General features: G+C 69.0%; 25 protein-coding genes. 15 read left to right on the top strand and 10 right to left on the bottom strand.

Annotation, left to right across the window (positions count from 1 at the left end; all coding sequences use genetic code 11):
• The first annotated feature begins 7 nt into the window (after window positions 1-7).
• The 3 genes from GGQ59_RS02775 to GGQ59_RS02765 all read left to right on the top strand — a co-directional run bounded on the left by GGQ59_RS02775 (window position 8) and on the right by GGQ59_RS02765 (window position 2429).
• Entirely contained in the window at window positions 8-343 is a 336-nt protein-coding gene (locus GGQ59_RS02775; RefSeq protein WP_183815612.1) for a hypothetical protein, read from the top strand.
• A gap of 87 nt (window positions 344-430) precedes the next feature.
• A complete protein-coding gene (locus tag GGQ59_RS02770) occupies window positions 431-1486 on the top strand; it encodes a sulfotransferase family protein (protein WP_183815610.1) in 1056 nt (351 codons plus the stop codon).
• Window positions 1487-1499: 13 nt separating this feature from the next.
• Window positions 1500-2429 carry a glycosyltransferase gene (locus tag GGQ59_RS02765; protein ID WP_183815608.1) on the top strand — a complete coding sequence of 310 codons (930 nt, stop codon included), beginning with the start codon at window positions 1500-1502 and terminating at the stop codon, window positions 2427-2429.
• 2 nt (window positions 2430-2431) lie between these two features.
• Here the strand turns inward: GGQ59_RS02765 and GGQ59_RS02760 are convergent, their stop codons facing one another.
• Window positions 2432-2983, bottom strand: a complete 552-nt coding sequence (locus tag GGQ59_RS02760) for an ActR/PrrA/RegA family redox response regulator transcription factor (protein WP_183815606.1) — start codon at window positions 2981-2983, stop codon at window positions 2432-2434.
• A 36-nt stretch (window positions 2984-3019) separates the two neighbouring features.
• On the bottom strand, window positions 3020-4390 hold the full coding sequence (locus GGQ59_RS02755) for an ActS/PrrB/RegB family redox-sensitive histidine kinase (protein ID WP_183815604.1): 1371 nt from the start codon (window positions 4388-4390) through the stop codon (window positions 3020-3022).
• Window positions 4391-4433: 43 nt separating this feature from the next.
• Between GGQ59_RS02755 and GGQ59_RS02750 the strand changes: the two genes are divergently transcribed.
• The 5 genes from GGQ59_RS02750 (at window position 4434) to GGQ59_RS02730 (ending at window position 10358) form a co-directional block, all read left to right on the top strand.
• A complete protein-coding gene (locus tag GGQ59_RS02750; RefSeq protein ID WP_183815602.1) occupies window positions 4434-5033 on the top strand; it encodes an SCO family protein in 600 nt (199 codons plus the stop codon).
• Window positions 5034-5126: 93 nt separating this feature from the next.
• On the top strand, window positions 5127-6419 hold the full coding sequence (locus GGQ59_RS02745) for a polyhydroxyalkanoate depolymerase (RefSeq protein WP_183815600.1): 1293 nt from the start codon (window positions 5127-5129) through the stop codon (window positions 6417-6419).
• A gap of 37 nt (window positions 6420-6456) precedes the next feature.
• The gene (polA, locus tag GGQ59_RS02740) at window positions 6457-9267 is read left to right on the top strand and encodes a DNA polymerase I (RefSeq protein WP_183815598.1); all 2811 of its coding nucleotides are present in this window, start codon (window positions 6457-6459) and stop codon (window positions 9265-9267) included.
• Window positions 9268-9377: 110 nt separating this feature from the next.
• On the top strand, window positions 9378-10043 hold the full coding sequence (locus GGQ59_RS02735; RefSeq protein ID WP_183815596.1) for a DUF4282 domain-containing protein: 666 nt from the start codon (window positions 9378-9380) through the stop codon (window positions 10041-10043).
• Window positions 10044-10118: 75 nt separating this feature from the next.
• Window positions 10119-10358: a DUF1674 domain-containing protein gene (locus tag GGQ59_RS02730; protein ID WP_183815594.1), complete on the top strand. Its 240-nt coding sequence runs from the start codon at window positions 10119-10121 to the stop codon at window positions 10356-10358.
• On the opposite strand, the gene GGQ59_RS02725 is transcribed toward GGQ59_RS02730, so the two are convergent.
• Window positions 10343-11203 (bottom strand): glycosyltransferase family 2 protein, encoded by an 861-nt coding sequence (locus GGQ59_RS02725; protein WP_183815592.1) that lies wholly within the window; start codon window positions 11201-11203, stop codon window positions 10343-10345. The two genes, GGQ59_RS02730 and GGQ59_RS02725, sit on opposite strands and share 16 nt — an antisense overlap.
• A gap of 102 nt (window positions 11204-11305) precedes the next feature.
• Here GGQ59_RS02725 and GGQ59_RS02720 point away from each other — a divergent pair, with 102 nt between their 5' ends.
• The 4 genes from GGQ59_RS02720 (at window position 11306) to GGQ59_RS02705 (ending at window position 16740) form a co-directional block, all read left to right on the top strand.
• Window positions 11306-12382 carry a WecB/TagA/CpsF family glycosyltransferase gene (locus GGQ59_RS02720; RefSeq protein WP_183815590.1) on the top strand — a complete coding sequence of 359 codons (1077 nt, stop codon included), beginning with the start codon at window positions 11306-11308 and terminating at the stop codon, window positions 12380-12382.
• A gap of 125 nt (window positions 12383-12507) precedes the next feature.
• The gene (locus GGQ59_RS02715; RefSeq protein WP_183815588.1) at window positions 12508-13305 is read left to right on the top strand and encodes a WecB/TagA/CpsF family glycosyltransferase; all 798 of its coding nucleotides are present in this window, start codon (window positions 12508-12510) and stop codon (window positions 13303-13305) included.
• Between the two features lie 121 nt (window positions 13306-13426).
• Complete coding sequence (locus GGQ59_RS02710; RefSeq protein WP_183815586.1) at window positions 13427-15817, top strand: tetratricopeptide repeat protein; 2391 nt, start codon at window positions 13427-13429, stop codon at window positions 15815-15817.
• A gap of 101 nt (window positions 15818-15918) precedes the next feature.
• Window positions 15919-16740 (top strand): ExeA family protein, encoded by an 822-nt coding sequence (locus GGQ59_RS02705; RefSeq protein WP_183815584.1) that lies wholly within the window; start codon window positions 15919-15921, stop codon window positions 16738-16740.
• 19 nt (window positions 16741-16759) lie between these two features.
• Here GGQ59_RS02705 and dnaQ read toward each other — a convergent pair whose 3' ends face one another.
• Genes dnaQ through GGQ59_RS02680 form a run of 5 tightly spaced genes read right to left on the bottom strand, consistent with a single transcriptional unit; the run spans window position 16760 to window position 20312 of the window.
• Complete coding sequence (gene dnaQ / locus GGQ59_RS02700) at window positions 16760-17452, bottom strand: DNA polymerase III subunit epsilon (RefSeq protein ID WP_183815582.1); 693 nt, start codon at window positions 17450-17452, stop codon at window positions 16760-16762.
• Window positions 17453-17477: 25 nt separating this feature from the next.
• Window positions 17478-18104, bottom strand: a complete 627-nt coding sequence (gene coaE / locus GGQ59_RS02695; protein WP_183815580.1) for a dephospho-CoA kinase — start codon at window positions 18102-18104, stop codon at window positions 17478-17480.
• Window positions 18101-18904 carry a shikimate dehydrogenase family protein gene (locus GGQ59_RS02690; RefSeq protein WP_183815578.1) on the bottom strand — a complete coding sequence of 268 codons (804 nt, stop codon included), beginning with the start codon at window positions 18902-18904 and terminating at the stop codon, window positions 18101-18103. The genes coaE and GGQ59_RS02690 overlap by 4 nt, the downstream gene beginning before the upstream one ends.
• Window positions 18898-19476 carry a Maf family protein gene (locus tag GGQ59_RS02685; protein ID WP_183815577.1) on the bottom strand — a complete coding sequence of 193 codons (579 nt, stop codon included), beginning with the start codon at window positions 19474-19476 and terminating at the stop codon, window positions 18898-18900. The genes GGQ59_RS02690 and GGQ59_RS02685 overlap by 7 nt, the downstream gene beginning before the upstream one ends.
• A complete protein-coding gene (locus GGQ59_RS02680; RefSeq protein ID WP_183815575.1) occupies window positions 19473-20312 on the bottom strand; it encodes a pyruvate, water dikinase regulatory protein in 840 nt (279 codons plus the stop codon). The genes GGQ59_RS02685 and GGQ59_RS02680 overlap by 4 nt, the downstream gene beginning before the upstream one ends.
• Before the next feature lie 357 nt (window positions 20313-20669).
• Between GGQ59_RS02680 and hemE the strand changes: the two genes are divergently transcribed.
• Together hemE and hemJ are read left to right on the top strand one after the other, a co-directional pair.
• Window positions 20670-21725, top strand: coding sequence for a uroporphyrinogen decarboxylase (gene hemE, locus GGQ59_RS02675; RefSeq protein ID WP_183815573.1), 1056 nt, complete (start codon window positions 20670-20672; stop codon window positions 21723-21725).
• 9 nt (window positions 21726-21734) lie between these two features.
• Window positions 21735-22175, top strand: a complete 441-nt coding sequence (gene hemJ / locus GGQ59_RS02670) for a protoporphyrinogen oxidase HemJ (protein ID WP_183815571.1) — start codon at window positions 21735-21737, stop codon at window positions 22173-22175.
• Here hemJ and GGQ59_RS02665 read toward each other — a convergent pair.
• Entirely contained in the window at window positions 22172-23140 is a 969-nt protein-coding gene (locus tag GGQ59_RS02665; RefSeq protein ID WP_183815569.1) for an aspartyl/asparaginyl beta-hydroxylase domain-containing protein, read from the bottom strand. The genes hemJ and GGQ59_RS02665 overlap by 4 nt on opposite strands.
• A gap of 170 nt (window positions 23141-23310) precedes the next feature.
• Between GGQ59_RS02665 and rho the strand changes: the two genes are divergently transcribed.
• Entirely contained in the window at window positions 23311-24624 is a 1314-nt protein-coding gene (rho, locus tag GGQ59_RS02660) for a transcription termination factor Rho (RefSeq protein WP_183815567.1), read from the top strand.
• On the opposite strand, the gene GGQ59_RS02655 is transcribed toward rho, so the two are convergent.
• Window positions 24621-25415, bottom strand: a complete 795-nt coding sequence (locus tag GGQ59_RS02655; RefSeq protein ID WP_281373700.1) for a glycerophosphodiester phosphodiesterase family protein — start codon at window positions 25413-25415, stop codon at window positions 24621-24623. The genes rho and GGQ59_RS02655 overlap by 4 nt on opposite strands.
• Window positions 25416-25461 lie beyond the last annotated feature (46 nt).

Genomic DNA, 25461 nt, shown 5'->3' with positions numbered 1-25461 from the left:
CGCGCCCATGTCCGGCCCTTCGCGACCGACCGTCCTGACCCCGCCCGGCCCCGGCCGCCTCGCCGCGCCCGAGCGGTCGGAGAAGCCCGCCCCCGCCGGCACGGCGGCGATGGCCGCGCGGCACGTACGGGCGCTACGCGAAGACATGCTCGCCTTGACCGGTACGGTGGAGAGCCTGGTGAGAGAGGTCGCCGCGCTCCGTCAGGACGTGGCCCGCCTCGGCGCGCAGGCGCCAACCCGGGCCGAACCCCAGGCGCCCGCCCCGTCCGAACTCGCGGTCCGGGTCGGCAAGGTCGAGCGGCGCCTCGCCAAGCTCCGCCGGCGGGTCGACTGGCTCTCCTAAGGCCGTGTGGCCCCCGCCTTGCAGCGGGGCGGCGGCCGTTCCAAGGACGGGCTCCGGCCGAGGGCCCCCGCGAAGGAAAGAGTACGCATGGCTGACACGAGAGGCGCCCTCGACGACCGCGACGCGGCGGCGGGCGCGCAGACAGACCCGCTGGCCTCCCCCGTCTTCGTCCTCGGCATGGGCCGCTCGGGCACGACGTTGCTCGCGAGGCTTCTGTCGGGCACGGCCGCGCTGGACCTCATGCCGGAGGAGCGGCACTTCTTCGCCATGGCCGAGCGCCATCCGTCGAACGCGAACGGCACGCTCGACGTCGGGGCGTTCTGGCGCGACTACACCCGCTCCGTGCGCTTCGCCGACGCGGGCGTCGATGCGAGCGCCTGCTACGCCCGTGCGGTCGCGGCGGACGACGTCACCCTGACCGGCCTCTTCCGCGCCATGCTGGCCGAGCACGCGGACCGGACCGGCGCGGCGCGGGTCGGCGAGAAGACGACCGACGACGCCGCTCACGTCGACACGCTCCTCGGCGCCTTCCCCGACGCGCGGTTCATCCTGGTCGAGCGCGACCCCCGCGCCGCCATCGCCTCCCAGCTCAAGGCGCCTTGGAACGACGTCTTCGTGCGCCATGCCGACGGGACGCCCTCGCCCGGGGGCCGTCTCGGCAAGGTCGCCCGCTACGCCATGATCTGGCGGCAGTTCAGCAAGCTCGCCGAGGCGAAGGCGGGCGCGCCCTACCTCACCGTTCTGCGCTACGAAGACCTCGTCGCGCGCGAGGCGGAGACGATGGAGCGGGTCTGGCGGTTCTTGGGCGAGGACGGCATTCCGCCCGCCCGGGACGACGCCGCCTACAACGAGGACGTCGTCGAGCTCGGCAACCCGAAGTGGAACCGCTGGCGCACCCAGCACTTCGAGAAGAGCCAGGGGGCGGTGAACGAGGCGTCGCTCGCCAAGTGGCGCAAGCAGCTCACCAAGCTCGAGGTCGCGGTGATCGAAGGGGTGTGCGGAGCGTCCCTCGCCGCGTCGGGCTACGAACGCACGACCTCCGCCGCGCAGCGGGCCGCGGGGCGGCTGGTCGCGCAGGCTATCGACCGGTTCGGCCTCTTCTTGAACCCGGTCCGCGAGGACGACATGAAGTTCGAGCGCTGACGGACGACGGACGATGACGGCAGGACCGAAAGACCGCCCGACGCTGAGCGTCCTTCTGCCTTGCTACAATGCGGGCGCCTACCTCGCCGAAGCCCTCGACAGCCTCTTCGCGCAGACCCGCCCCGCCGACGAGATCGTCGCCCTCGACGACGGCTCGACGGACGGCACGGCCGAGGTCCTCGACGCCTACGCCGCGCGGCACCCGGCGCTCCGGATCGTCAGGGACGGGAAGAACCTCGGCATCGTCGCCCGCCTCAACCAGGGCCTCGATCTTGCGACCGGCGGCTTCATCGCGCGGATGGATGCGGACGACGTCTGCGAGCCCGAGCGCTTCGAGCGCCAGCTCGCGGCGATGGCGTCCGATCCGGACCTCGTCCTTCTCGGCACGCGCGTCCTCATCGTCGATCCCGAGGGCGCGCCGCTCTACGCGCCGGACCTTCCGCTCGGCCACGAAGAGCTCGACGCCGCGCTCCTCGCGGGCGGAAAGCAGCTCGTCTTCCATCCGAGCGTGATGATGCGCGCCGACGCGCTACGCGCGGTCGGCGGCTACTCGGACGAGTACCCTTACGTCGAGGATCTCGACCTGTTCCTCCGCCTCGGCGAGGCCGGACGGATCGGTCAGCTCGGCGACGTCCTCTTGCGCTACCGGCACCACTTCGCCTCGACCGGCTACACCAAGGCCGAGACCCAGGCGGCGGCGGTCGCCGCGTGCCTCGGCGATGCCCGCGCCAGGCGTGGCGCGGCGCCCGGCGAAGGGGGCGCCCCGCCGCCTTTGAACCTGGCCGTCCGCAGCCGGGGGCAGACCCATCGCAAGTGGGCCTGGTGGGCGCTCGGCGACGGCCACGTCGCGTCGGCCCGCAAGCATGCGTTCAGGGCGTTGCGCGCCGAACCCTTCGCCCCGGACAACGTCAAGCTGCTCGCCTGCGCCCTGCGCGGGCACTGACCTCACATCGGCGCGCGCTTGGCGAGGATGCGCTGCAACGTCCGGCGGTGCATGCCCAGGCGGCGGGCCGTCTCCGAGACGTTGTGTCCACACAGCTCGTAGACCCGCTGGATGTGCTCCCACCGGACGCGGTCGGCCGACATCGGGTTGTCCGGCGGCTCGGGTAGCTGGCCGCCCTTGGCGAGCAGCGCCTTCTGCACGTCGTCCGCGTCGGCCGGCTTGGCGAGGTAGTCGATCGCGCCCGCCTTCACGGCGGCGACGGCCGTCGTGATGTTGCCGTAGCCCGTCAGGATCACCGCCTTGGCGTCGGGCCTACGCGCGTGCAGGGCGTCGACGACCTCGATCCCGTCGCCGTCGTCCAACCGCAGATCGACCACCGCGAAGGCGGGGGGGTCTTGCGAGATCAGTCGCTTCGCTTCCAAAACGGTCTCGGCCAGGACGGGCGTGAAGCCCCGCTTCTCCATCGCGCGGCCAAGCCGCGTGCGGAAGGGCATGTCGTCGTCGAGGATCAAGCAGCTCGCGTCCTCTGGCAGGTCGGTCTCGGTCTCGCTCATCCCGTCTCTCCTCAGCGTCGCCCCGTCGCCGGGGTCCTAGAACTGGGCGGCCTCGATCGGCCGCGTCTCGCCCCGGGACGTAGGACGCATGACGAGGTTCGCCAGCGGCCAGACCACACGCACCCGCGCGCCGCCGCCCTCGCCCGCTGGCCTGTTGTCGTGCGTGAGGCTCGCCCCGGTCCGCTCGAGCAGGGTCTTGGCGATGAAGAAGCCGAGGCCGAGGCCGGCCTTGTCCGCGCCCGCCCGCTCCGTGCGCAGGCGGGGCGCGTCGGCGCGGGGGTAGGGTTCGCCGAGGCGCGAGAGCATGCCGTCCGGAAAGCCCGGCCCGTCATCGGTCACCGTGACGGTCAGGAAGCGGTCCGACCAGGACGCCTCGACCGTCACCGTCCCGCGCGCGAACTTGACCGCGTTCTCCAGGATGTTGCGCAGCCCGTAGATCACCTCGGGCCGCCGCCGCAGGCGCTCCGGCAAGGGCGCGCCCGAGTCCGGATCGAGGCGGAAGTCGATGCGCGGGCCCGGCGCGTCGAGGAAGGGCGCCGCCGCCTCCCGCAGCAGCGCGTCGAGCGACAGGACGCTGTGGACGGCGTCCCCCGTCGTCCCGGCGCTCGACAGGCGGCGCAGGATCGTCTGGCACCGCTGGGTCTGGGAGATGAGGAGCGCCGCGTCCTCCTTGAGGTCGCCTTCGAGTTCGCGCTCCATCTCGCGCGCGGTGACCTGGATCGTGCCGAGCGGCGTGCCGAGCTCGTGCGCCGCGGCCGCGGCGAGCCCGTCGAGGGCGGCGAGGCGCTCTTCGCGGGCAAGGGAGGTCTGCATGGTGGCGAGGGCCGCCGCGAGCTTGGCCTGCTCGCGCGCGACGCCGTGGGCATAGGAGGCGGTGAAGCCAACCGCCATCGTCAGCGCGAACCATAGCCCGAGCCGGTAGACGGGCGGCAGGGCGAAGCCCTCCGCCGTCCGCCAGGGCAACGGGTAGTGCAACAGCGCGAGGACGGTGAGGCAGGCGATCACGAGCCCGACCGTCACCGCCGCGCGCGCGCGGGGCAGCGAGCTCGCCGCCAGCATGGCCGGCATGATCAGCCAGACCGCGAAGGGGTTCTGGATGCCGCCCGTGAGGAACAGGACGGACGAGATCTGCAAGGTGTCGATGCCAAGGTGGAGGAGGATGCCCCCCTCGGTCAGCGGCGTGCCGGGCTTGCGCGTGAACTGCGTGTAGAGGTTCACCCACACCCCGACCGCGATCACCGCGAGCAGAGGACCGAGCGGCAGCGGATAGCCGAAGCCGAAGGCGACGAGCGCGACGACGAGTACCTGCCCGATCGACGCGAACCAGCGCATGCCGATCAGGGTGCGCAGCCGGAAGGCCGGCAATGGGCGCATCGTCGCGGCTTCGGGGAAGAGGGTGAAGAACATCGGCTCTTCCTATAGCAAGGAACCCAGCAAGAAGGCGCGACGGATGGCAGCGAGCAGACCCACAATCCTCTCGATCCTACTCCTGACGGCGCTTAGCGCATGCGGCGGCAGCGATCGGCCGGAACCCGGCGAGATCGCGCTGACCGACCTCTTCACCGCCGACTTCGCATTGACGGACATGACGGGCGAGCCTGCGACGGACGAACGTTTCGAGGGCGAACCTATGTTCATCTACTATGGGTTCACCACCTGTCCCGAGGTCTGCCCCACGGCGCTCGCCACCATGTCCGCGAGCCTCGACGCGCTCGGCCGGGACGCCGGCCGCATCCAGCCGCTCTTCATCACCGTCGATCCCGAGCGGGACACGGCCGAGAAGCTCTCCGCCTACTTGGCCTTCGACGACCGTATCCTCGGGCTGACGGGGACCCCCGAGGCGGTCGACGCCGCGCGGGAGAGCCTCAAGGTCTTCGCCGCCAAGGTGCCGCTCGAGGACAGCGCGATGGTCTATACGATGGACCACCAGTCCATGTTCTACGTCACCGACGCGGCCGGGAAGCCGCTCTACGCCCTCGACGACGGCATGCCGCCCGAGTCGATCGCGCGGGTGATCGAACGGGCGCTGCGGGCGAGCGGACGCGGCTAATCGCCCGTTAACGCTCGCCGCGGAAGGATTTCCGCCTTATCTTGGCCTCGTTGCTGCATCGCAGCAGCCTCAGCATCGTCCGAAAGGCCTTCCATGCTCTACGCCGCCTACGAACTCGCCCATCAGGCTCTGGTGCCGCTGCGCGCCTTCGGCCGGGCGGCGAGCGAGGTGATCGAAAGCCCCGCCAACCCCTATCGCGACAGCGTCGGCGCCCGGGCCGCTCAGGCGAGCTACAGCGTCTTCGAGCAGGCGACGCGCCGCTACCGCAAGCCCACCTGGAACCTGCCCGAGACCGAAGTGAACGGGAACCGCGTGCCGGTCAGCGTCGAGAGGGTGGTGGAGCGGCCCTTCGGCAGCCTGATCCGCTTCCGCCGCAGCGAGGTCGCGCTGCGCGCGGCGGGCCGCACGGCGCCGGACCCCCGCGTCCTGATCGTCGCGCCGATGTCCGGCCACTACGCCACCCTCCTGCGCGGTACGGTCCAGGCCATGCTGCCGGACCACGAGGTCTTCATCACCGACTGGGCGGACGCGCGGAAGGTGCCGGTCCTTCAAGGCGGCTTCGACTTCAACGACTACGTCGACTACCTGATCTCGTTCCTTCAGGCGATCGGTCCCGGCGCGCACACGGTCGCGGTCTGCCAGCCCGGCCCCGCTCTCGTCGCGGCCGCGGCCGTCATGGCGCGGAAGAGCGACCCGTGCGGCCCCCGCTCGATGACCATCATGGGCAGCCCGATCGACGCGCGGCAGAGCCCGACGGTGACGAACCTGCTCGCCGAGCAGCGCAGCTTCGAATGGTTCGAGCGCAACATGATCCAGACCGTCCCCCTGCCCCATGCGGGCGCGGGCCGGCGCGTCTATCCGGGCTTCCTGCAGCTCGCGAGCTTCATGTCGATGAACGCCGAGCGTCACGCCGAGGCGCAGTGGGACTACTTCGAGAACCTGATCCACGGCGACGAGGACGCGGCCGAGAAGCACGTGCGCTTCTACGACGAGTACCTGTCGGTCTGCGACATGACGGCGGAGTTCTACCTGCAGACGATCCGCGACGTGTTCCAGGAGTACCTCCTGCCGCGCGGCCTCCTCACCCATAGGGGCGAGGTCGTGGACCCGGGCCTGATCACCGATTGCGGCCTGATGACGGTCGAGGGCGAGCTCGACGACATCTCCGGCATCGGCCAGACCGTCGCCGCGCACGACCTCTGCTCGGGCCTCAAGGCGGCCGACAAGATCGACTACGTCCAGAAGGGCGCCGGGCACTACGGCGTCTTCAACGGCTCGAAGTGGCGCACCGAGATCCAGCCGAAGATCGCGGCCTTCATCCGCGAGCGTTTCGACGTCGACGAGGAGCGCGGCTTCCTGTCGGGAATGAGCCTGGCGGCGGAATGACCTAGGCGCGCGGCGGCGGGGGCGCTACCTGCCCACCATGCCTCAGACCTCTCCCCTCGGTCCCGAAAGCCGCCTCTACCTCGTCGACGGCTCGGCCTACATCTTCCGCGCCTATCACGGCATGAGCGCCGCGCAGACCTTGACCCGCAAGTCCGACGGCCTGCCCGTCGGCGCGATCTCGGTCTTCTGCAACATGCTGTGGAAGCTGCTCGCCGACGCGCAGAACGAGGCGGTCGAGCATATGGGGACGCCGACCCACTTCGCGGTCGTCTTCGACAAGTCGTCCTACACGTTCCGCAACGACCTCTACCCCGACTACAAGGCGAACAGGTCCGAGACCCCGTCCGACCTCCTTCTTCAGGTCCCCTACATCAAGGAGGCGACCCGCGCCTTCGGGCTGCCCTGCCTGGAGCAAGAGGGCTACGAGGCGGACGACATCATGGCGACGCATTCGCGGCTGGCGGAGGAGCGCGGGGCGGAGACGATCATCGTCTCCTCCGACAAGGACCTGACCCAGCTCGTCACGCCCCTGACGGTCATGTACGACCCGATGAAGGACAAGCTGATCGGCGAGGCCGAGGTCCGTGAGCGCTACGGCGTCGAGCCCTCGCAGATGATCGAGCTTCAGGCGCTGATGGGCGACACGTCGGACAACGTGCCCGGCGTGCCCGGCATCGGACCCAAGACCGCGGCGCAGCTCTTGGCCGAGTTCGGCACGCTCGACGCGCTCTTGGAGCGCACCTCGGAGATCAAGCAGAACAAGCGTCGCGAGACGCTCGAGACCCATGCGAGCGACGCGCGCCTCAGCCGCGACCTCGTCACTCTCAAGCGCGACGTCCCCGTCCCCGAGCATCCCGACGAGTTCGGCCTCGAACCCTTCGACCATTCGAAGCTCGTCGCCTTCCTCGAAGAGATGGAGTTCAACACCCTGACCCGCCGCGTGCGGGACAAGGGCGGGCTCGCCGCGCCTGCGCCCAAGGCGGCCACTGCCGAAGACACCGAGATCAAGACCGACGCCTACGAGACCATCACGACGATGGCGGCGCTCGAAGCGATCATCGCGGAGGCCGTCGAGTCCGGCGTCCTCGCCGTCGACACCGAGACCGACAGCCTCAACGCCATGCGCGCCCGCCTCGTCGGCGTCTGCCTCTCCCCGCGCCCCGGGCGCGCCGCCTACGTGCCGCTCCTTCACGGCGGGGGCGGCCTCGACCTCGCGGGCGAGGCGGAGGTGACGCAGCTGAAGACGGACGACGTGCTGGACGCGCTGCGCCCGGTCCTGACCGACCCTTCGGTCCTGAAGATCGGGCAGAACCTCAAATACGACCTCGTCGTCCTCTCCGCCCACGACGTCGAGGTCACCCCCTACGACGACACCATGTTGATGTCCTACGTGGCCGAGTGCGGCCTCGGCGGGCACGGCATGGACGAGCTGTCCGAGCGTCACCTCGGTCACAAGACGATCCCCTTCTCCGAAGTCGCGGGCACCGGCCGGAACAAGCGCACCTTCGACGAGGTACCGATCAAGGAGGCGACGGCCTACGCGGCCGAAGACGCCGACGTGACGCTGCGCCTCCATCAGAACCTCAAGAGGCGCCTCGTCCAGGACGGCCTCGTCACCGTCTACGAGACGATCGAGCGGCCGCTCGTCCCCGTCATCCGCGACATGGAGACGGCGGGCGTGAAGGTGGACAGAGCCGCCCTCTCCCGCCTGTCGGGCGACTTCGCCCAGCGCATGGCCCAACACGAGGAGGCCGCCTACGAGGCGGCGGGGGAGCGCTTCAACATCGGCTCGCCGAAGCAGATCGGCGACATCCTCTTCGGCAAGATGGGCCTGCCCGGCGGCAAGAAGACCAAGACCGGCGCGTGGCAGACGGGCGCGGACCTATTGGATGAACTCGCCGCGCAAGGGGTCACCGTCGCGGCCGAGATCCTGACCTGGCGGCAGCTCTCCAAGCTCAAATCGACCTACACCGACGCCCTCGTCGCCGCGATCCATCCTGACACGGGACGCGTCCATACGAGCTTCTCGCTCGCCCAGACGCTGACCGGCCGGCTCTCTTCCTCCGACCCCAACCTTCAGAACATCCCGATCAGGACCGAGGAGGGCCGCAAGATCAGGAACGCCTTCGTCGCGGAGGAAGGCAACGTCATCCTCGCGGCCGACTACTCCCAGATCGAGCTGCGGCTGCTGGCGCACATCGCGGACATTCCGGAGCTGAAACGAGCGTTCAAGGAGGGAACGGACGTCCATGCCCTGACCGCGTCCGAGATGTTCGAGACGCCGATCGACCAGGTCTCGGGCGATCAGCGGCGCTCGGCCAAGATGATCAACTTCGGCATCATCTACGGCATCTCGGCCTTCGGCCTGTCGAACCGCCTCGGCATCGAACGGGAGCGCGCGGCCGAGTACATCAAGGGCTACTTCGCGAAGTTCCCCGGCATCCGCGCCTACATGGACGAGACGCTGCGGGGCGCGCGCGAGAAGGGCTACGTTACGACCCTGTTCGGCCGGCGCAGCCACATGCCCAACATCAACTCCAAGCAGCAGAACTTCCGCGCCTTCGCCGAACGCCAGGCGATCAACGCGCCGATCCAGGGCACCGCGGCCGACGTCGTTAAGCGCGCCATGATCCGGATGCCGGAAGCGCTGCGCAAGGAGGGCCTTCGCGCCAAGATGCTGCTTCAGGTCCATGACGAGCTCGTCTTCGAGTGCCCGGCCGAGGAGGCCGACAGGACCGCCGAGATCGTGCGCCAGGTGATGGAGGGCGCCCCCCTGCCCGTCATGCAGCTCGCCGTCCCGCTCCTCGTCGAGGCGAACGCGGCGGACAATTGGGAGGCGGCGCACTGAGCCGATTGGACTTCCCCGCCCCGGGCTCAAAGTGGACTGACTGACACCATTCCTTCCGGGACGGGGCGCGGGCGCGCTAGTCTCGGCGAAAGAACCACGGAGATTCGTGCATGTCCGACATCATCGGCCGCTTTCTGACCTTCGAGGAGACGCTCGGGCGCGGGCTCGTCAAGTTCGCCTACTTCGTCCTCCTCATCGTCGGCGCGATCGGCACGATCGTCACCATGATCGGCGGCGTCGTCCTGATGTTCGAGGACTTCGGCGCGGGCTTCTGGCAGTTCATCGCCGCGCCCTTCTGGTTCCTCATCGCCGTGATCCTGCTTCGGATCGGGGCGGAAGTCGTCAACGCCGTCCTGTCGATCGACGACAACCTGACACACGGCGCCCGCATCGACGGCCGGATGCCTGCCCGCCTGCCGGGCGTCAGCGAGAGCGGCACCCGCGCAGGCGTGACGCCCCCGCCGCCCGCGAGCGCTGCGACGGCGTCCTCCTCCAGCGCGGCCCACGCGGCGACCGGCGCGCCGAACGAGGTCGTCTCTCCGGCGAAGAAGGCGACGAAGAAGCGGACCAAGAAGAAGGCCGCCAAGAAGACGGCGCCGAGCGGGCCGGCATCCTCTTCGAGCGATGCGACCCGAGAGACCGTCGACGCCGCCAACGCCAGCGCCGGTTCCGCCCGCGCCGACGCGAGCGGCGCGACCGAGGCGTCGTCCCGAAACGGGACGCCTGCCGGGGAGAGCACGGCGCGCCCCGCAACGGACGAACCCAAGACGGACTGACGGGACGACCGAAGCGCAGAGGCGAAAGCGTCGCGGCGGGGTGCGCCAGGCGCTGCTTCGGCCTAGCTCTTACCGATGGAACAGGACACGCCAGACGACGCCGCGCTCACGACCGAGGACGGCATCCCCCTCTTCGCCAACGGTCAGCGCCTGAGCGACGCGCAGATCCAAGCGCTGCGCGAGGCGCGCGAGCGCCGGGCCGCGATCGACGCGGCTTCGGACCTGCCGCCCGAGCGCGGCGGGCCGAACCGGAAGGAAGAACCCACGCGCTACGGCGACTGGGAGAAGTCCGGCCGGGCCTACGACTTCAGCTGACGCGAGGTCGCTGCCCGTTCCCAAGACGCGTTGCCGAGCTTGGCCTTTCGCACGCCCTGGACCTTTCCGACGGCGTAGACGCCCGCGAAGACCGCGAAGCCGACAGGATCGCGCAGCGCGACCGCGCCGAACCCTTCATAGCGGTTGCCGCCGTCCTCATTGGCCAGGAGGTGTGGAAACTTCGCCGCTAGCTCCTCGTTCCCGCGAGCCCAGCGCGTCCTGACGGCCAGAAGTTCCGAAAGACCTTCGGGCATGGCGAACTCGTAGGACGCCTCGTGGCTGCGCACGCGCTCGTGCGGCGCGAAGTTCAGCCGCGCGAAGTGATCGTCGGCCACGATCTGGGGATAGGCCCCCCAGCGGGCGCGCCCGGCCTCGTTCACTGCGTAGAGCGCGATGCCGTGCGCGCGGTCCTTCAGCAGCGGCAGCTGCGCCCACATGCGGGCATAGGCGCGGGTCACCGCGCTCCTCGGAGGCCTGACCTTCAGGTCGAAGGAGACGAAACGCGGCGTCGGCGTGTCGAGGGCCCGAAGCGACGCGTCGATCAGGCCGTCCGAGACGAGCAGGTCCGAGTCGCAGTAGAGCCGCCTTCCGAAACGCGCCCGGGCGTCGCCCGCGTTGAGCGCGCCGATCTTGCCGGGCTCCGCCCGCTCCTCGACGTGCAGGCGCACGCCCCGGGCGGTGAAGGCCTCCGATCGGCTGCGCGCGATCGCCGCGGTGTCGTCCGAGCAGCCGTTCGGCACGACGACGACCTCGAAGGTTCGGCGCGTCGTCTGCGCGGCGAAACGGTCGAGCGCCGCGCCGATCACGGCGGCCTCGTTGTGGGCGGGCATGATCACGGAGATCATTCGAAGCCTCTCAGGGCAGCGTCGCGGAAAGCGCGGGACGGAGGCGAACGCTTTGCAAGGAGGCTGCCGCTAGGGCAAGCGTCGCCCAGAGGCCTCACCAGAATGACACGCACAGCCCCCCCCGCCCGTCACGACCCCTTCGACCGCGACGTGATCGCGCTCTTCGGCTTGCCCTTCGACCTCGGCGGCATCGAGGCGGCGGCGGCCCGCGTTACCGCGGCGGTCGCCGCGCAGGAACGTCTCTTCTTGTCGACGGTGAACCTCGACTGGTTGGTTCAGGCGCGGCGCGATGCGGACTTCCGCGCGAGCGCGCTCGCCAGCGACTGGGTGACGATGGACGGCGTCCCCGTCGTCGAGCTCGCACGGCTCGCAGGCGTCGAAGGACCCGAGAAGGTCGCGGGCTCGGACCTCTTCGACCGGCTCAAGTCGGAACGGCTCGGAGTCTTCTTCTTCGGCGGACGGACGGGGGCCGCAGAGGCCGCCGCCGCCGCGCTGAACGCCGCGGGCGGACCCATGCATGCGGTAGGCTGGCAAGACCCGGGTCATGGCGACGTCGCGTCGATGAGCACCGAGGCGCATTTGAGCCCGATCAGGGCGGCCGCCCCCGACCTCCTCGTCGTCTCGCTCGGCGCGCGGAAGGGTCAGGCCTGGCTGATGACGAACGCAGGCGAGCTTGCCGTGCCCGTCGTCTCTCACCTCGGCGCGGTGGTCGACTTCACCGCCGGCACGGTCTCTCGTGCGCCCCGCTTCATGCAGGTCGGCGGGTTCGAGTGGGCGTGGCGGATCGGCCAGGATCCCGCGCTTTGGCGCCGCTACAAGGACGACTTCGGCGCCTTGCCCGCCCTCGTCAGGGGCGCCGTCACTCTGCGCCGCCTCGTCGGCAAGCTCGCAGCCGATGCTGCCGAGGGGACGGTCGATGTCGAGCGGAACGGGACGCGAACGACTCTTCGCCTTCGCGGGCGGCTGACGGCCGAGGCGCTCCGGCCGATCCTTCGGCGGGCCGTCGCCGAGGCGGATCAGTGCCGGATCGTTCTAGAAAGGGGCGCGGCACCCGACCTGCGCGCCCTAGGACAACTCATGATTGCAGAATCGATCCGCGAGAGACGAGGAACCCCCTTCTCGATCGAGCCCGAAGCCCCTGATATCGTTAACCTTGTTTCCCTGACGCTTCGCACTTAGGCGCATCCGTTTCGAAGCAGGAACAAAGAATCTGCAATTTCCGGTCGTATTGTGGCCGAATTGTGTAGATTTCCAATCGTCCATCATGCCAGCCTCGACTCGTTCACAATGCGAGGAGAGGGGACATGGATAAGGAACTTAAGATCGAGAGCGGATCGCGGGCGATGACCCTCGGTCCTGTTCGTGTCGAGAACGTCCGCCGGGGGGACGCGATCGACAACCTGCTCGCTTCGGTCGTCGGGGGGATGACCTGCCGGGTCGCGTTCGCCAACGCGAACACGGTCACGACCGCGATGCGGGACGATTCCTACGCGGCGCTATTGCGGTCCTTCCTCGTCTTGCCCGACGGGCTGGGCGTCGACCTCGCCGCGAAGGCCGTTTACGGACGCCCGTTCCAGGAGAACCTGAACGGTACCGACTTCACGCCTGCCCTTCTCGAGGCGTTGCCGGCGGGAACGCGCGTCTTCCTCCTGGGGGCGCAACCGGGCGTCGCGAGCGAGGCATGCGAGGTGTGGCGCTCGCGCTTTCCCCAACTCAGCTTCGTCGGCGAACGCGACGGCTACTTCGCGCAGACACGCGAGGGCTACGCGAAGGTCGCGTCCCTCATCCGAGGAACGCGGGCGGACGTCGTCCTGGTCGGCATGGGCAACCCGCGACAAGAACAGGTCATCGCGGCGATCGCCGAGGCGTCTGGCGCCCGGCTTCTCCTCGGTGTCGGCGCGCTCTTTGACTTTGCCAGCGGATCGGTGCCGCGAGCACCCGGCTTCGTGCGGCGCGTGAGGGCAGAGTTCCTCTGGCGGCTCGCTCGCGAACCCCGCCGCCTCGGCAAACGCTACACTCTGGACGTCGGGCGGTTCGCCTTGGGCATTTGGCGGCAGCGCCAGGGGGCGGCTCGGCCCTTGCATCCGCTGCAGACCGCCTGAGCATCGGAAGGGGGCGGCGCCGTCCGCTCCCTTCAGCCGATGTTATGGGATGGGTTTGTAAGGCAGCGCCGAAGAGCTACACGAAGTTGCTCAAAACGGCACGCAACGGGTGAAGACAATGATGAACCGAACAACTCTCGGGCGAAGCCTTCTCTCGGGCGTCGCTGCCCTCGTCCTCCTCACCGCGTGCGAGAGCAAGGAAGAGCAGGCGATCAAGTTCGCGCAGAGCGGCCAGGAGTACCTCGCCGACGGCGACCTCGATCGCGCCGAGCTTCAGTTCAACAACGCGCTCTACAAGGACCCGATCAACCTCGACGCGCTTCGCGGCGCGGCCGAGGTCGCCAAGCAGAAGGACGAGCCGACGCGGCAGTCGCGCTTCCTCGCCCGTCTGCTGAACGAGGTGCCGGACGACGTCACCGCCAACCTCGCCTATGCCCGCCTCTCGATCCTCGGCGGGGCGCAGGACCAGGCGCTCGAACACGCCGAGCGCGTCCTCGAGCAGGACCCCAGCAATTCCGAGGCTTTGACCATCAAGGGCGCCGCGCTGGTCGTCTCGAACCGGCTCGACGAGGCGACCGAGGTGCTGAACCAGGCGCTCGAGCAGGATCCCGACAACGCGGAGATCTTCAACCTCCTCGCCGCCGGCGAGATCCGCTCCGACAACTACGAAGAAGCCCTCGCGACCGTGAACGAAGGCATCGCGCAGGCCGAGAACCCCGAGACGCTGCTGATCGTGAAGCTGGTCCTCGCCGAACAGGTGCTCGGCGAGGACGAGGTCATCCAGACCTTCGAGGACCTCATCGAGGCGGCGCCGGAGAACGGCCTCTACCGCCAGCGCTACGCCGACTACGTGCTCCTCAAGCAGCGCGACTACGCCAAGGCCCGCCAGCTTTACGCCGATGCCCTTCCCCACCTGACCGAGAAGACGCAGGCCTACACCCGCATCGTCTCGATAGACCGCCAGACCCAAGGCGACGCCGCGGCGGAGCAGACGCTTCTCGGTTTCGTCGAGCAGAACCCCGAAGACCTCGACCTGCGCTTCTCCGTCCCCGTCTTCTACTGCCAGACCGGTCAGCGCGCGAAGTGCGACGCCGCGTACAAATCGCTCGCCGAGGACGAGGCGCTCACCGACGAGGACCGCCTGCGCGCCCGGACCGGCATGGCGGACACGGCGATCGCGCAAGGAGAGCTCGATCGCGCCGAGCAGATCACGGATCAGATCCTGGCCGAGGACGACGCCAACGTCGCCGCCTTGACCAACAAGGCGCAGATCATGATGGCCCGCGGCGAGTCCGAGGCTGCGATCCCCCTCCTGCGGACTGCGCTCAACGGCGACCCGGACAATGCCGAAGCCCTGGTCTTCCTGGCCCTCGCCTACGAGCAGACCGACCAGATCCAGTTCGCGGACAGCCAGTTCGCGCGTGCCGTCGACGAGGTCGGCTACACCAAGCCCATCGTCGAGCAGTACCGCGCCTTCCTCCTTCGCCGCGGCGAGAACGGCCGAGCGCAGGACGTGCTCGAGCGCTACCTCGCCGCCAACCCGAGCGACCTCGACGCGGTGATCGCCAAGGCGCAGGGCGACGTTCAGGCGCAGGACTTCCGCACCGCGCTCGAAACGGCCGATCGCATCCTCGCCCGTGACCCCCAGAACGAACGTGCGAAGCGCCTCAAGCTCGCCGCCCTTGTCGGCGCGGAGCAGTGGCAGGATGCGCTCCCCCTCTCGGAGGAACTGGTGACGGCGAACCCGGCCGACCGCCGCCTCCTCTCGGCGCGCGCCCGCGTCCTCTCCAACACCGGTAGCGAAGACGAGGCGATGGAACTCCTCGACGCGCGCACGCGGGGCGAGGACACCGAGACCGCGGACTTCGTTCTCTTCGGCGAGGCGCTGTTGCGGAACGAGGATTACGACCGGGCCCGCGAGGTCGCCGAGCGCGGCCTGGCGCAGGACGCCGCGAGCGAAGACCTCTACATCATCGCCTACCTCGCGACGAAGCGCGGCGGCGACGAGGCGGGCTCCGCCGACATCCTCTACGAGGCCGCCGAGAAGGCGAGCCAGTCGCGCCGCGCTCGCACCCTCCTGTCCAACGACCTGATCGTGCAGGGGCGGATGGACGAAGCCGTGGCGGTTCTGCGCACGCTCGAGGCCGACAACATGCTCGAGCCCCTCACGGCGAACAACCTCGCCTCGCTCCTCCTGGAGCGGCCGGGCAACGAAGCCGAGGCGCTGCGCATCGCCGAGCGGTTCCGCGGGACGGACAATCCCTACTTCGCGGACACGCTCGCCTGGGCCTACTACAAGAACGACCGGATCCCGGACGCCTCGCGACTCAGCCGTCAGGCGGCCGACGGCGCACCGAACAGCGCGGACATCCTCTACCACCGCGGCGTGATCGCGGCGGCGGAAGGCGACCGGCCGAGCGCCGAGTCCGCGCTTCTCGCGGCCAAGCGCGCCCACGCGCAGGGCGCCCAGGTCTCGATGGCCGACATCGACGCCGCCCTGGAAGAGCTATAGGAAGATCGGCAGATCAATGATGGCGCGCGTCTTGCTGATGCGCGCCGGACTCAACTCAGTGCGCGCCAGCTTCCCGGCGCGGGCGCGACCCAAGGGACCTTATGTACGAAGCCCACTTCAATCTGGGCCGTAAGCCGTTCGCCACCTACCCCGAGCCCGACATGATGTACTGGGCCGAGGGGCACAAGATGGCGCGGACGATGCTCGTCTACGGCCTGACCGCGACCAACGGGATCGTCGTCATCACGGGCGAGATCGGGTCCGGCAAGACGACCCTCCTCTCCGACATCATCGAGCGCAACGAGAGCGGCCACATCCTCGGTCGCCTGAACGGGGCCATCGGCCTCGGCAACGACGTCGCCGCCTGGGTCCTCTACGGCTTCGGCATGGACACGGGCACGGTGTCCGCGACGACCTCGATGGGACGGCTTCAAGACTTCCTGCGGCAGGTCCAAGCCCGCGGACGGAAGGCCGTCCTCTTCATCGACGAGGCGCAGCTCCTGCCGGAGCACGTGATCGAGGAGCTGCGGCTCCTCTCCGACATGCAGATCGGGATGCAGCCCGTCCTCCAGCTCGTCCTGCTCGGCCAGCCCGAGCTCGCCAACAAGCTGAACTCGCCGAACCTTCTCCAGTTCCGCCAACGGATCGTCAGCCACTACCACCTCAAGGCCTTCGCGCCGAGCGAGACGCGGGAGTACGTGATCAGCCGCCTCCACAAGGCCGGTGGTACGGAGTCGCTCTTCACGCCCGAGGCGATGGAAGGCATTCACGCGCGCACCGACGGCATCCCGCGGCGCATCAACAAGCTCTGCGACACCGCCTTCGTCTACGCCTACGCGCAGGGGATGGACCGGATCTCCAAGGAGGTTCTGGACAAGGTCGTCTCGGACCGCAGCGACCACGGCCTTCTCGACATCAACTGAGGGCTCGTTCCGTCGGCGGTCACTCCGCCCAGACGGGAGCCTTCATCTCGGCGACGAAGGCGGCGTGCGCCGCTTTCTCCTCTTCGGTCAGAAGGACGGGACGCGGGCCGGGACGCTGCGGCGTCTCGACGCTGCGACGGGCGCCGCCCGCGCTTCTTCGCGAGGACTGCGCGGCGAGGTCGAGCCCGCCCTGGCGGCCGCCGGTCAGCTCGATCCAGACCTCGGCGAGGAGGCGGGAGTCGAGCAGCGCGCCGTGCCCGTCCCGCTCGCGCTGCGCCGTATCGATCCCGAATCGCGCGCAGAGCGCATCGAGCGACGCCGGCGAGCCCGGAAAGCGGCGGCGGGCCATCTGGACGGTGTCGATCACCTCGCCCGAAAGGCGCGGCAGGCCCGCAAGTTCGAACTCGTGGTTCAAGAAGCCCATGTCGAAGGGCGCGTTGTGGGCGACCAGAACCGCGTCGCCGACGAACTCGGCGAAGGCCCGGCCGACCGAAGGGTGCGCGAACTTCGGCTTTCCGCGCAGCATCGCTTCGGTGATGTTGTGGACCCGCGTCGCTTCGGCCGGAACGTCGCGTTCGGGATCGATGTAGACGTGAAAGGTCCGGCCGGTGAGGCCGCCATGCGCCATCTCGACGGCGCCGATCTCGATCACCCGGTGCCCGTCCTTCGGACTGAGGCCGGTGGTCTCGGTGTCGAAGATCACATGGCGCATTCGCGTCTCCCCGGGCGTCGAGGCCTCATTCTGCCTCAGCCTGTCCGTCCGGGACGGGCGAGTTTTCCGCAAGGGTCCGCAGGATCCGAGCCACCAGGTCGCGGGCCGCCTCTATCCCCTCATCCGTCTCGATGACGAAGTCGGCCCTTCTCGTCCTCTCCCTCTCGGGCAGCTGGCGGGCGAGGATCGCGTCGAGCTTCTCGTCCGACATGCCGGGACGCGCGAGGACACGGGCGCGGCGCGTGGCTGCGTCAGCGGTCACGACGACGACCGCGTCGAAGGCGGTCTCGCCGCCGATCTCGAACAGGAGCGGCACGTCCAGAACCGCGACCGCTTCGCCGCTCGCCACCGCCGCCGCGAGGAACGCCGCTCTGTCCGCCGCGACGAGCGGATGGATCGCCGCCTCGAGCCGCCGCAACTCATCCGGTTCGCTGAGTACGAGCCGAGAGAGGACGGCCCGGTCGACCGATCCGCCCTCCCCGATCGCTTCGGGAAAGAGCGCCGCCACCGCCTTGGTGCCGGACCCGCCGGGCGCGTAGAGCCGGTGGACGGCGGCGTCCGCGTCCCAGGTCGCACAGCCCGCCTCCGCGAACAGGCGGAGCGTCGTCGACTTGCCCATGCCGATGGATCCGGTCAGCCCGATCGTGATCATGCCGCGCTCCTCAACTGCGCTTCGGCCGCATCCGGATCGTCCGGCTCGACGCCGAACCAGCGGGCGAAGCCCGGTATGGCCTGATGGACGAGCATGGTCAGACCGTCCACGCCGGTCAGCCCCCTGCCCCGCGCCCGATCGATCAGCGCCGTGCCCTGCGGCGTGTAGACGGCGTCCATGACCACCGCATGCGCGGGTAGTCGGCCGAGGGAGACATCCAGCGGCGGCTTGCCGGGCAGTCCGAGCGCGGTCGCGTTGACGAGGATGTCTGTGTCCGCCGCCGCGTCTCGCGCCGCCCAGAGCACGGGTTCGAGCCCGAAGCGCTCCGCCAGCGCCGCTGCGGTCTCAGGGGTCCGGTTCGCGATCCGCAGTTTCTCGATGCCGAGCGCCTGAAGCGCGGCGACGGCAGCCGGTGCCACGCCCCCTGCCCCGAGGACGAGCGCCGTGCGGTGGCGGGCGTCCATATGGGGGCGAAGCGCTCGTTCCATACCGTACACGTCGGTGTTATCGGCGAGGATGCGCCCCCCCGCGAACACCAGCGTGTTCCCCGTGCCGAGGCGCGCTGCGAGCGGCGTCACCTCGTCGGCGAGGCGCACGGCCTCCGCCTTGAACGGCAGCGTGACGTTGCAGCCCGCGAAGCCGGCCTCCCGGAGCCGTTCGATCACGGCGCCGAAGTCGGTCCCACCGTCGATCGCCTCGTAGGAACCGTCGATGCCGTAGTTTTCGAGCCATCGGCCGTGAAGCCGCGGCGACAGGCTGTGGGCGATGGGATGACCGACGACGCCGGCGCGGATCACCATGGCAGCGCCTCCCGCCGGCGAAGTTCGGCGAGCAGCGGCAGGAGGTCGAGGCCCAGGATCGCGAAGTAGTCGCCCTCGACCCGCGCGAAGAGGCGCGCCCCGAGCGCCTCGAGTTCGTAGGCGCCGACGGTGCGCAGAACCCCCTCGCCCGCCTCGGTCAGGTAGTCCTCGACCTCGCGGCGGGTCATCGGCCGCATCGTCAGCATGGATGACGACGCGTGGCGCCATACGACCGCGCCGTCCAGCGCCAGGCAGAGGCCGGACCTCAGATAGTGCGTCCGCCCCGCCATGGCGCAAAGCCTGTCGGCCGCCTCTTCGCGCGAAGCGGGCTTGTCGTAGGCGCGGCCCTCGAACTCGAGCACCTGATCGCCGCCGACGACGAGCGCGCCCGGCGCCGGTAGGGCCAACGCCTTCATCTCGGCGAGCCGCAGAGCCAGGCTCGCGGGGTCGCCCTCGTGCCTCGCCTTCACCGCGGCTTCGTCCACGTGCGCGGCGCGGGCTTCGAAGGGAATGCCGGCACTCGTCAGGATGGCGCGGCGCGAGGCGCTTTGGGACGCGAGCAGGATCTTCATGCGGTCCCGCCCCGCCGCGCCGAGAGTAGCGTGAGGATCCGCGCCGCGGTCTCCTCGACCGACCGCCGCGTGACGTCGATCACTGGCCAGCCGTTCTGCGTGAAGAGCCGCTTCGCCCGGGTGACCTCGTCCCGCACGCTCGCTTCGTCCGTATAGCTCTCCGCGTCTTGGTGCGCGGCGAGCCCCATGAGACGCTTCGCCCGGATCGAGGCGAGCCGGTCGGGACTGGCGCTCAGGCCGATGACGAGCGGGTGGCGTACCGTGAAGAGTTCGCCCGGCGGTTCGCTTGTCGGCACGAGCGGAACGTTCGCCGCCTTGATGCCCCTGTTCGCGAGGTACATGCAGGTCGGCGTCTTCGAGGTCCGGCTGACCCCGACCAGCACGACGTCCGCGCTCTCGAGGTCCCAGGTCATCTGGCCGTCGTCATGAGCGAGCGTGTAGTCGATCGCCGCGATCCTGCGGAAGTAGTCCTCGTCGAGTTCGTACTGCCCCCCCGCCCGCATGGTCTGCTCCAGGCCGAGATAGTCCGCGAAGGCGTTGAGCAGCGGATCGAGTACCGAGATCGCCGGCACCTGCAGCTCCGCGCACTTCACCTCGAGCCGCCGCCGCATGCCGGCGTCGACGATCGTGTACATGACGAGGCCCGGCGCCTGCTCGATCCTGGAAAGCACCTTGTCGAGCTGGACGTGGCTGCGGACGAGGGAAGCAACGTGTTCGAGCGGCTTCGCCGTCTCGAACCGCGCCGTCGTCGCCTTGAGCAGCGTGTTCAGCGTCTCGCCGGTGGAGTCGGAGACGAGGTGGACGTGAAACCAGGTCGCGTGGCTGGTCGGGGGCAAGAGCGGCTCGTCCTCCTCGGGATCGGTGCGTTAAGAGGTTATTCACCCTTGGGGGACTAATGAGAACCCTGAAGGCGCCTATGCGTCCGAGCCCCCATTATGCGGACGCGCTCCCCAACGCCGTTCTGTAAAACCTTACCAAGACGTTAATCCTAACCGCTCTCCACATCCTGTGGAGAGGTAGGAGTACCGTCGGTCGGACCATAGGTCCTACCGGCTTCGTCTCGCCTTTCGAGTCCGCCCCCGATATGGGGAAGAGTCCCTGGACCGGCGGGGAGGGCGACGATGCCGTCGGTTTCCCCCACACCCCCCCGGCTTAGGACTCGGACTCAGATTTTGATTCTAAAGGATTAAGAGATGGCAGACGGCCAAGGGCGGTTCCTGGAGACGCTGTCCGGGCGGGCGGTGAAGACGCCACCCATCTGGTTCATGCGGCAGGCAGGGCGCTACCTGCCGGAGTACCGGGCCGTCCGGGCGAAGGCAGGCAGCTTCCTGGACCTCTGCTACGCGCCCGAACTCGCGGCCGAGGTCACGCTTCAGCCGATCAGGCGCTACGATCTGGATGCCGCCATCCTCTTCGCGGACATCCTTCTCATCCCGCAGGCCCTGGGTCAGGACGTCCGCTTCGAGAAGGGCGAGGGGCCCCGCCTGTCTCCTGCCTTCGCCACCGCGCCGGAAGCGCTACCGCGCTTCCTCGACGCGGCCGCGAAGGCGGACCTCTCACGGACCCTGTCCCCGGTCTACGAGACCGTGCGCCTCGTCCGGGCGGGCCTGGCGCGAGACAAGGCGCTGATCGGCTTCGCGGGCGCCCCTTGGACCGTCGCGACCTACATGCTGGCGGGCAGGGGGGTGAAGGATCCGTCGGCGCTGCGCCTCTTCGCCTACGAGAACGAGGATGACTTCGCGCGGCTGATGGAGCGCCTCACCAGCGCGACCGCGGACTACCTGATCGAGCAGGGCAGGGCGGGGGTCGACGCCGTTCAGCTCTTCGACTCCTGGGCGTCGGGCTTACCGGAGGACTTCTTCCGCCGCTGGTGCCTGGCGCCATGCGAGGCGATCGCCGAGCGGGTGAAGGCGGCACTGCCGGGCCTGCCGGTCATCGCCTTCCCCCGCGGGGCCGGCCCGCTTTACGAGGCGGCGGCGCGAAGCCCGCTCTTCGACGCCGTCGGCATCGACACGGGCGTCCCGCCGCTCTGGGCGGCCGAGCGCCTCAGTCCCCAGGCCGTCGTCCAGGGCAACCTCGACCCGCTTCTCGTCGTGCGGGGCGGCGCGCCGATGCTGCGGGCGGCGGACGCGATCCTGGACGCCTTCGAGGGCAAGCCGCACGTCTTCAACCTCGGCCACGGCTTCGTGCCCCAGACGCCGCCGGAACATGTCGCCGAACTCGTGGCGCATATCCGCGAACGGGGGTAGGGCGGGGGCATGCTCTACCTGACCGTCAAGGCGCTGCACGTCCTCTCGCTGATCGCGTGGATGGCCGCCATGCTCTACCTGCCCCGCCTCTTTATCTACCACATGCAGGCGGCGCCCGGCGGCGAGGCCGAAGGGACGTTCGCCGTGATGGAGCGCCGCCTCCTCAAGGGCATCATGACCCCGGCGATGATCGCGACCTGGGTCTTCGCCCTCGTTCTGCTTGCGCTGCCCGAAGGGCGGGGCTGGCTGAACGATGGATGGCTGCACGCCAAGATCCTGCTCGTCATCCTGATGTCGGGCCTGCACGGCTTCTACGCGGCCAGCCGGAAGAAGTTCGAGCGGGGCGAGCGGCCGAGAACGGAGCGCTTCTGGCGCCTGATCAACGAAGCGCCCTTCGTCCTGCTGATCGGAATCGTCTTCCTGGTCATCCTGAAGCCGTGGATGAACTAGGACGAACGGCTCGTTCCATACGCGCTGATGGCCGCGAGGAGCGCGCTCACCTGCCTGCGTTCGGTCTCCGACAAGGCGGGCTGCCAGACGTCGAAGAGAAGGACCAGCCGGTCAGAAGCGCTCCGGTTCCAGGCTTCGTGCTCGATCGTGTCGTCGAAGATCATCAGCTCGCCTTCGCGCCACTCCCTGACCTCGTTGCCGACGCGGAACGCGCATCCGGCCGGGACGACGAGCGGTAGGTGGCAGATCAGCCGCGTGTTCACGAAGCCTGTGTGAGGCGGGATGTGCGCGCCGGGCCGAAGGAGCGAGAACAGGACGCTGGGCAGGCGACCAGGGACCCGCGTCAGCGGGACGTCCCCAAGCGCCGCCATCGTCTCGGGACAGCGGGCCGCGTTCTCCTCGACGAGCTCGCCGTCACGCCAAAGGTAGAACGCGCCCCAATCCTCGTTCCCCGCCATCGCGTGGTGCTCGTTCTGCGCCCGCTCCGCCGTCGCGTTGAGGTAGGGCTCGAAGCTTCCTCTTCGCGACAGCGCCGCCAAGGCTTCGCGCCGGATCGCGTCCGTCCGCGCTTCGAGGGCTTGGGCCCAGGGGAACGCCGCGGCGTCGTAGAACTGCCGGGCGGGCATCTCGGGGTAGTAGAAGACGCGGGGTTCCTGGGGGTAGAGGCGCCTGCGCCCCGTAAGCACGTCCAACGCTTGAGCGAAACGGGAGCCCGGCGCCGGCGTCGCGCTTTCGGCGTCGAGGTACTCGGTCAGGAAGCGCTCATACCGCTCGGCATACTCGGCGCAACGCGCCCGGGCGGCGCGCAAGGGCGCGTGGAGGGAAGGCGGCACGACCCCCAACGTGCCTGCGAGGCGCAGAGCGGCCGTATAGAAGGAACTCGCCGCCTTGTCGTCGCCGCGCGCCGCGAAGTCGTCACCGCGGATGAGGAACTGCTTGAGTTGCGTCTCGGGATCGGGCGCCACGCCCTCACCATCGCAGATGGCGCGTCGCGAAGAAAGTGGCCCGATGATTGACGCCGCATCCGCCTGCGACTACGTAGCTACGGCATCGCAGGGCGTCCGCCCATGCGTCTCCCCAACTCCTATTCGCTGCAGCGACCCTCACCGCGCGCGTTTTCCTAGGACATCCCCCTATGCTGCCTGACCGCATCACGCTCGACGAGCTGAAGGAGAAGACCCCGCAGGAGCTCGTCAGCTTCGCCGAGGAGTGCGGCGTCGACAACGCCTCTGCCCTGCGCAAGCAGGACCTCCTCTTCGCGACCCTCCGCGAGCTCGCCGACGAGGACGTCGACATCAAGGGTTCGGGCGTGCTCGAGATCCTGCCCGACGGGTTCGGCTTCTTGCGTTCGGCCGATGCGAACTACCTCGCTGGGCCCGACGACATCTACGTCAGCCCGAAGATGATCCGGAAGTACACGCTCAAGACCGGCGACACGGTCTCCGGCGAGATCCGGTCGCCTCAGGCCGATGAGCGCTACTTCGCCCTGACCTCGCTCGACACGATCAACTTCGAGGACCCGGCCAAGGCCCGCCTCAAGGTCCACTTCGACAACCTCACGCCGCTCTACCCCGACCAGCGCCTCCAGATGGAGGTCATCACGCCGGAAGAGGCGCTCGAGCGCGGACCGAACGGCAAGGTCAAGAACACCAACAAGGACCTCTCCACCCGCGTCATCGACATCGTCGCGCCGATCGGGAAGGGTCAGCGCTCCTTGATCGTCGCGCCGCCGCGGACCGGTAAGACCGTCCTCCTTCAGAACATCGCGCATGCGATCACGAGCAACCACCCTGAGTGCTACCTCATCGTGCTCCTCATCGACGAGCGGCCCGAAGAGGTCACCGACATGCAGCGCTCGGTGAAGGGCGAGGTCGTCTCCTCGACCTTCGACGAGCCGGCGACGCGTCACGTGCAGGTCTCCGAGATGGTGATCGAAAAGGCGAAGCGCCTGGTCGAGCACGGCCGCGACGTGGTCATCCTCCTCGATTCCATCACCCGCCTTGGCCGGGCCTACAACGCGACCGTGCCGTCCTCCGGCAAGGTGCTGACGGGCGGCGTCGACGCGAACGCGCTCCAACGGCCCAAACGCTTCTTCGGCGCGGCACGGAACATCGAAGAAGGCGGCTCGCTGACGATCATCGCGACCGCTCTCATCGATACGGGTTCGCGTATGGACGAGGTCGTCTTCGAAGAGTTCAAGGGTACCGGCAACTCCGAGATCGTCCTCGATCGGAAGGTCGCCGACAAGCGCATCTTCCCCGCGATCGACGTCGCCAAGTCCGGCACGCGCAAAGAAGACCTGCTGGTCGAGAAGGGCGAGCTTTCGAAGATCTTCGTCCTGCGCCGAATCCTCTCGCCGATGAACGCGCAGGATGCGGTCGAGTTCCTGATCGACAAGCTGCGTCAGGTCCGAACGAACAAAGACTTCTTCGACTCGATGAACACCTAGGGAAGGGGGCAGGCGCCGTCCCCGGACCGCCCGCCCGCCCGCAGCGCTTCGGACGCTTCGACCGGCCGGTCGGTCGCGAGGATGTCGACCCCGTCCCGGCCGAGCGCTGCGTAGGTCTCGTCCTCGCCGCTCCGCGCGATCCTTTCGTCGAAGGAGTCCCGCCCGCCAAGCGTACCGAAGATCACCTCGACCCCCGCCTCGTCCAACGCTCGATAGAGATCGGGGTCGGGCGCATCGTTCCCGGTCCACGCGAGAAGGCGGGACTTCGGCACGCCCGCCGCGACGAGCGCTTCGAGGTCGTCCGTGCTGCGGATCGTCGCCGATATCATGCTGTCCGGAAACTTCGACGCCATCAGGCGGGCCTGCGCCAGGGTATAGGCGATGACGACCACTCGTCCGCCTGCTGACTTTTCTGCCAGGATCGCCGCGACGTCGTCGTAGCGGGTCCCCTGCTTGATATCGAGTTCCAGGATGGCGCGCCCTTCGGCCCAATCCAGAACCTCGTCCAGCCTCGCGATGCGTTGCGCCGTCACGCGCCCGGCAGCGTCTCTCAGCGAGAGTTCACGAAGTTCAGACCACGGAATGTCGGCCGGCCCGGTGCCCGTCGTCGTCCGGTCGAGCGTGTCGTCGTGGTGAAGGAACAAGACTCCGTCGCTGCTGGTCGCGACGTCGAGCTCGACGAGACCGTTCGTCGTTGCCGTGACCTGCCGTATCGACTCCAGTCCGTTCTCCGGCATTCGGCCATCCGTTCCCCGATGGGCGGCCACGAGCGTTCGCTCCTCACGATCCATGCAATCGAAGTAGGCCGATAGCGATCCCGTTGACGATACCGGCGCA

The organism is Parvularcula dongshanensis (assembly GCF_014199615.1).
Taxonomy (GTDB): domain Bacteria; phylum Pseudomonadota; class Alphaproteobacteria; order Caulobacterales; family Parvularculaceae; genus Parvularcula; species Parvularcula dongshanensis.
This window is presented reverse-complemented; position numbering and strand designations above follow the sequence as displayed.

Excerpts from the sequence above, each read along its gene's own strand:
- GGQ59_RS02750 (WP_183815602.1), top strand. The coding sequence starts at position 4,434 with ATGGCAGCGAGCAGACCCACAATCCTCTCGATCCTACTCCTGACGGCG.
- GGQ59_RS02705 (WP_183815584.1), top strand. The coding sequence starts at position 15,919 with ATGTACGAAGCCCACTTCAATCTGGGCCGTAAGCCGTTCGCCACCTAC.
- polA (WP_183815598.1), top strand. The coding sequence starts at position 6,457 with ATGCCTCAGACCTCTCCCCTCGGTCCCGAAAGCCGCCTCTACCTCGTC.
- GGQ59_RS02775 (WP_183815612.1), top strand. The coding sequence starts at position 8 with ATGTCCGGCCCTTCGCGACCGACCGTCCTGACCCCGCCCGGCCCCGGC.
- coaE (WP_183815580.1), bottom strand. The coding sequence starts at position 18,104 with ATGATCACGATCGGGCTGACCGGATCCATCGGCATGGGCAAGTCGACG.
- GGQ59_RS02655 (WP_281373700.1), bottom strand. The coding sequence starts at position 25,415 with ATGGATCGTGAGGAGCGAACGCTCGTGGCCGCCCATCGGGGAACGGAT.
- dnaQ (WP_183815582.1), bottom strand. The coding sequence starts at position 17,452 with ATGCGCCATGTGATCTTCGACACCGAGACCACCGGCCTCAGTCCGAAG.
- rho (WP_183815567.1), top strand. The coding sequence starts at position 23,311 with ATGCTGCCTGACCGCATCACGCTCGACGAGCTGAAGGAGAAGACCCCG.
- GGQ59_RS02710 (WP_183815586.1), top strand. The coding sequence starts at position 13,427 with ATGAACCGAACAACTCTCGGGCGAAGCCTTCTCTCGGGCGTCGCTGCC.
- hemJ (WP_183815571.1), top strand. The coding sequence starts at position 21,735 with ATGCTCTACCTGACCGTCAAGGCGCTGCACGTCCTCTCGCTGATCGCG.
- GGQ59_RS02755 (WP_183815604.1), bottom strand. The coding sequence starts at position 4,390 with ATGTTCTTCACCCTCTTCCCCGAAGCCGCGACGATGCGCCCATTGCCG.
- GGQ59_RS02760 (WP_183815606.1), bottom strand. The coding sequence starts at position 2,983 with ATGAGCGAGACCGAGACCGACCTGCCAGAGGACGCGAGCTGCTTGATC.
- GGQ59_RS02690 (WP_183815578.1), bottom strand. The coding sequence starts at position 18,904 with ATGGTGATCCGCGCCGGCGTCGTCGGTCATCCCATCGCCCACAGCCTG.
- GGQ59_RS02735 (WP_183815596.1), top strand. The coding sequence starts at position 9,378 with ATGTCCGACATCATCGGCCGCTTTCTGACCTTCGAGGAGACGCTCGGG.
- hemE (WP_183815573.1), top strand. The coding sequence starts at position 20,670 with ATGGCAGACGGCCAAGGGCGGTTCCTGGAGACGCTGTCCGGGCGGGCG.
- GGQ59_RS02720 (WP_183815590.1), top strand. The coding sequence starts at position 11,306 with ATGACACGCACAGCCCCCCCCGCCCGTCACGACCCCTTCGACCGCGAC.
- GGQ59_RS02770 (WP_183815610.1), top strand. The coding sequence starts at position 431 with ATGGCTGACACGAGAGGCGCCCTCGACGACCGCGACGCGGCGGCGGGC.
- GGQ59_RS02715 (WP_183815588.1), top strand. The coding sequence starts at position 12,508 with ATGGATAAGGAACTTAAGATCGAGAGCGGATCGCGGGCGATGACCCTC.
- GGQ59_RS02745 (WP_183815600.1), top strand. The coding sequence starts at position 5,127 with ATGCTCTACGCCGCCTACGAACTCGCCCATCAGGCTCTGGTGCCGCTG.
- GGQ59_RS02730 (WP_183815594.1), top strand. The coding sequence starts at position 10,119 with ATGGAACAGGACACGCCAGACGACGCCGCGCTCACGACCGAGGACGGC.
- GGQ59_RS02725 (WP_183815592.1), bottom strand. The coding sequence starts at position 11,203 with ATGATCTCCGTGATCATGCCCGCCCACAACGAGGCCGCCGTGATCGGC.
- GGQ59_RS02765 (WP_183815608.1), top strand. The coding sequence starts at position 1,500 with ATGACGGCAGGACCGAAAGACCGCCCGACGCTGAGCGTCCTTCTGCCT.
- GGQ59_RS02685 (WP_183815577.1), bottom strand. The coding sequence starts at position 19,476 with ATGAAGATCCTGCTCGCGTCCCAAAGCGCCTCGCGCCGCGCCATCCTG.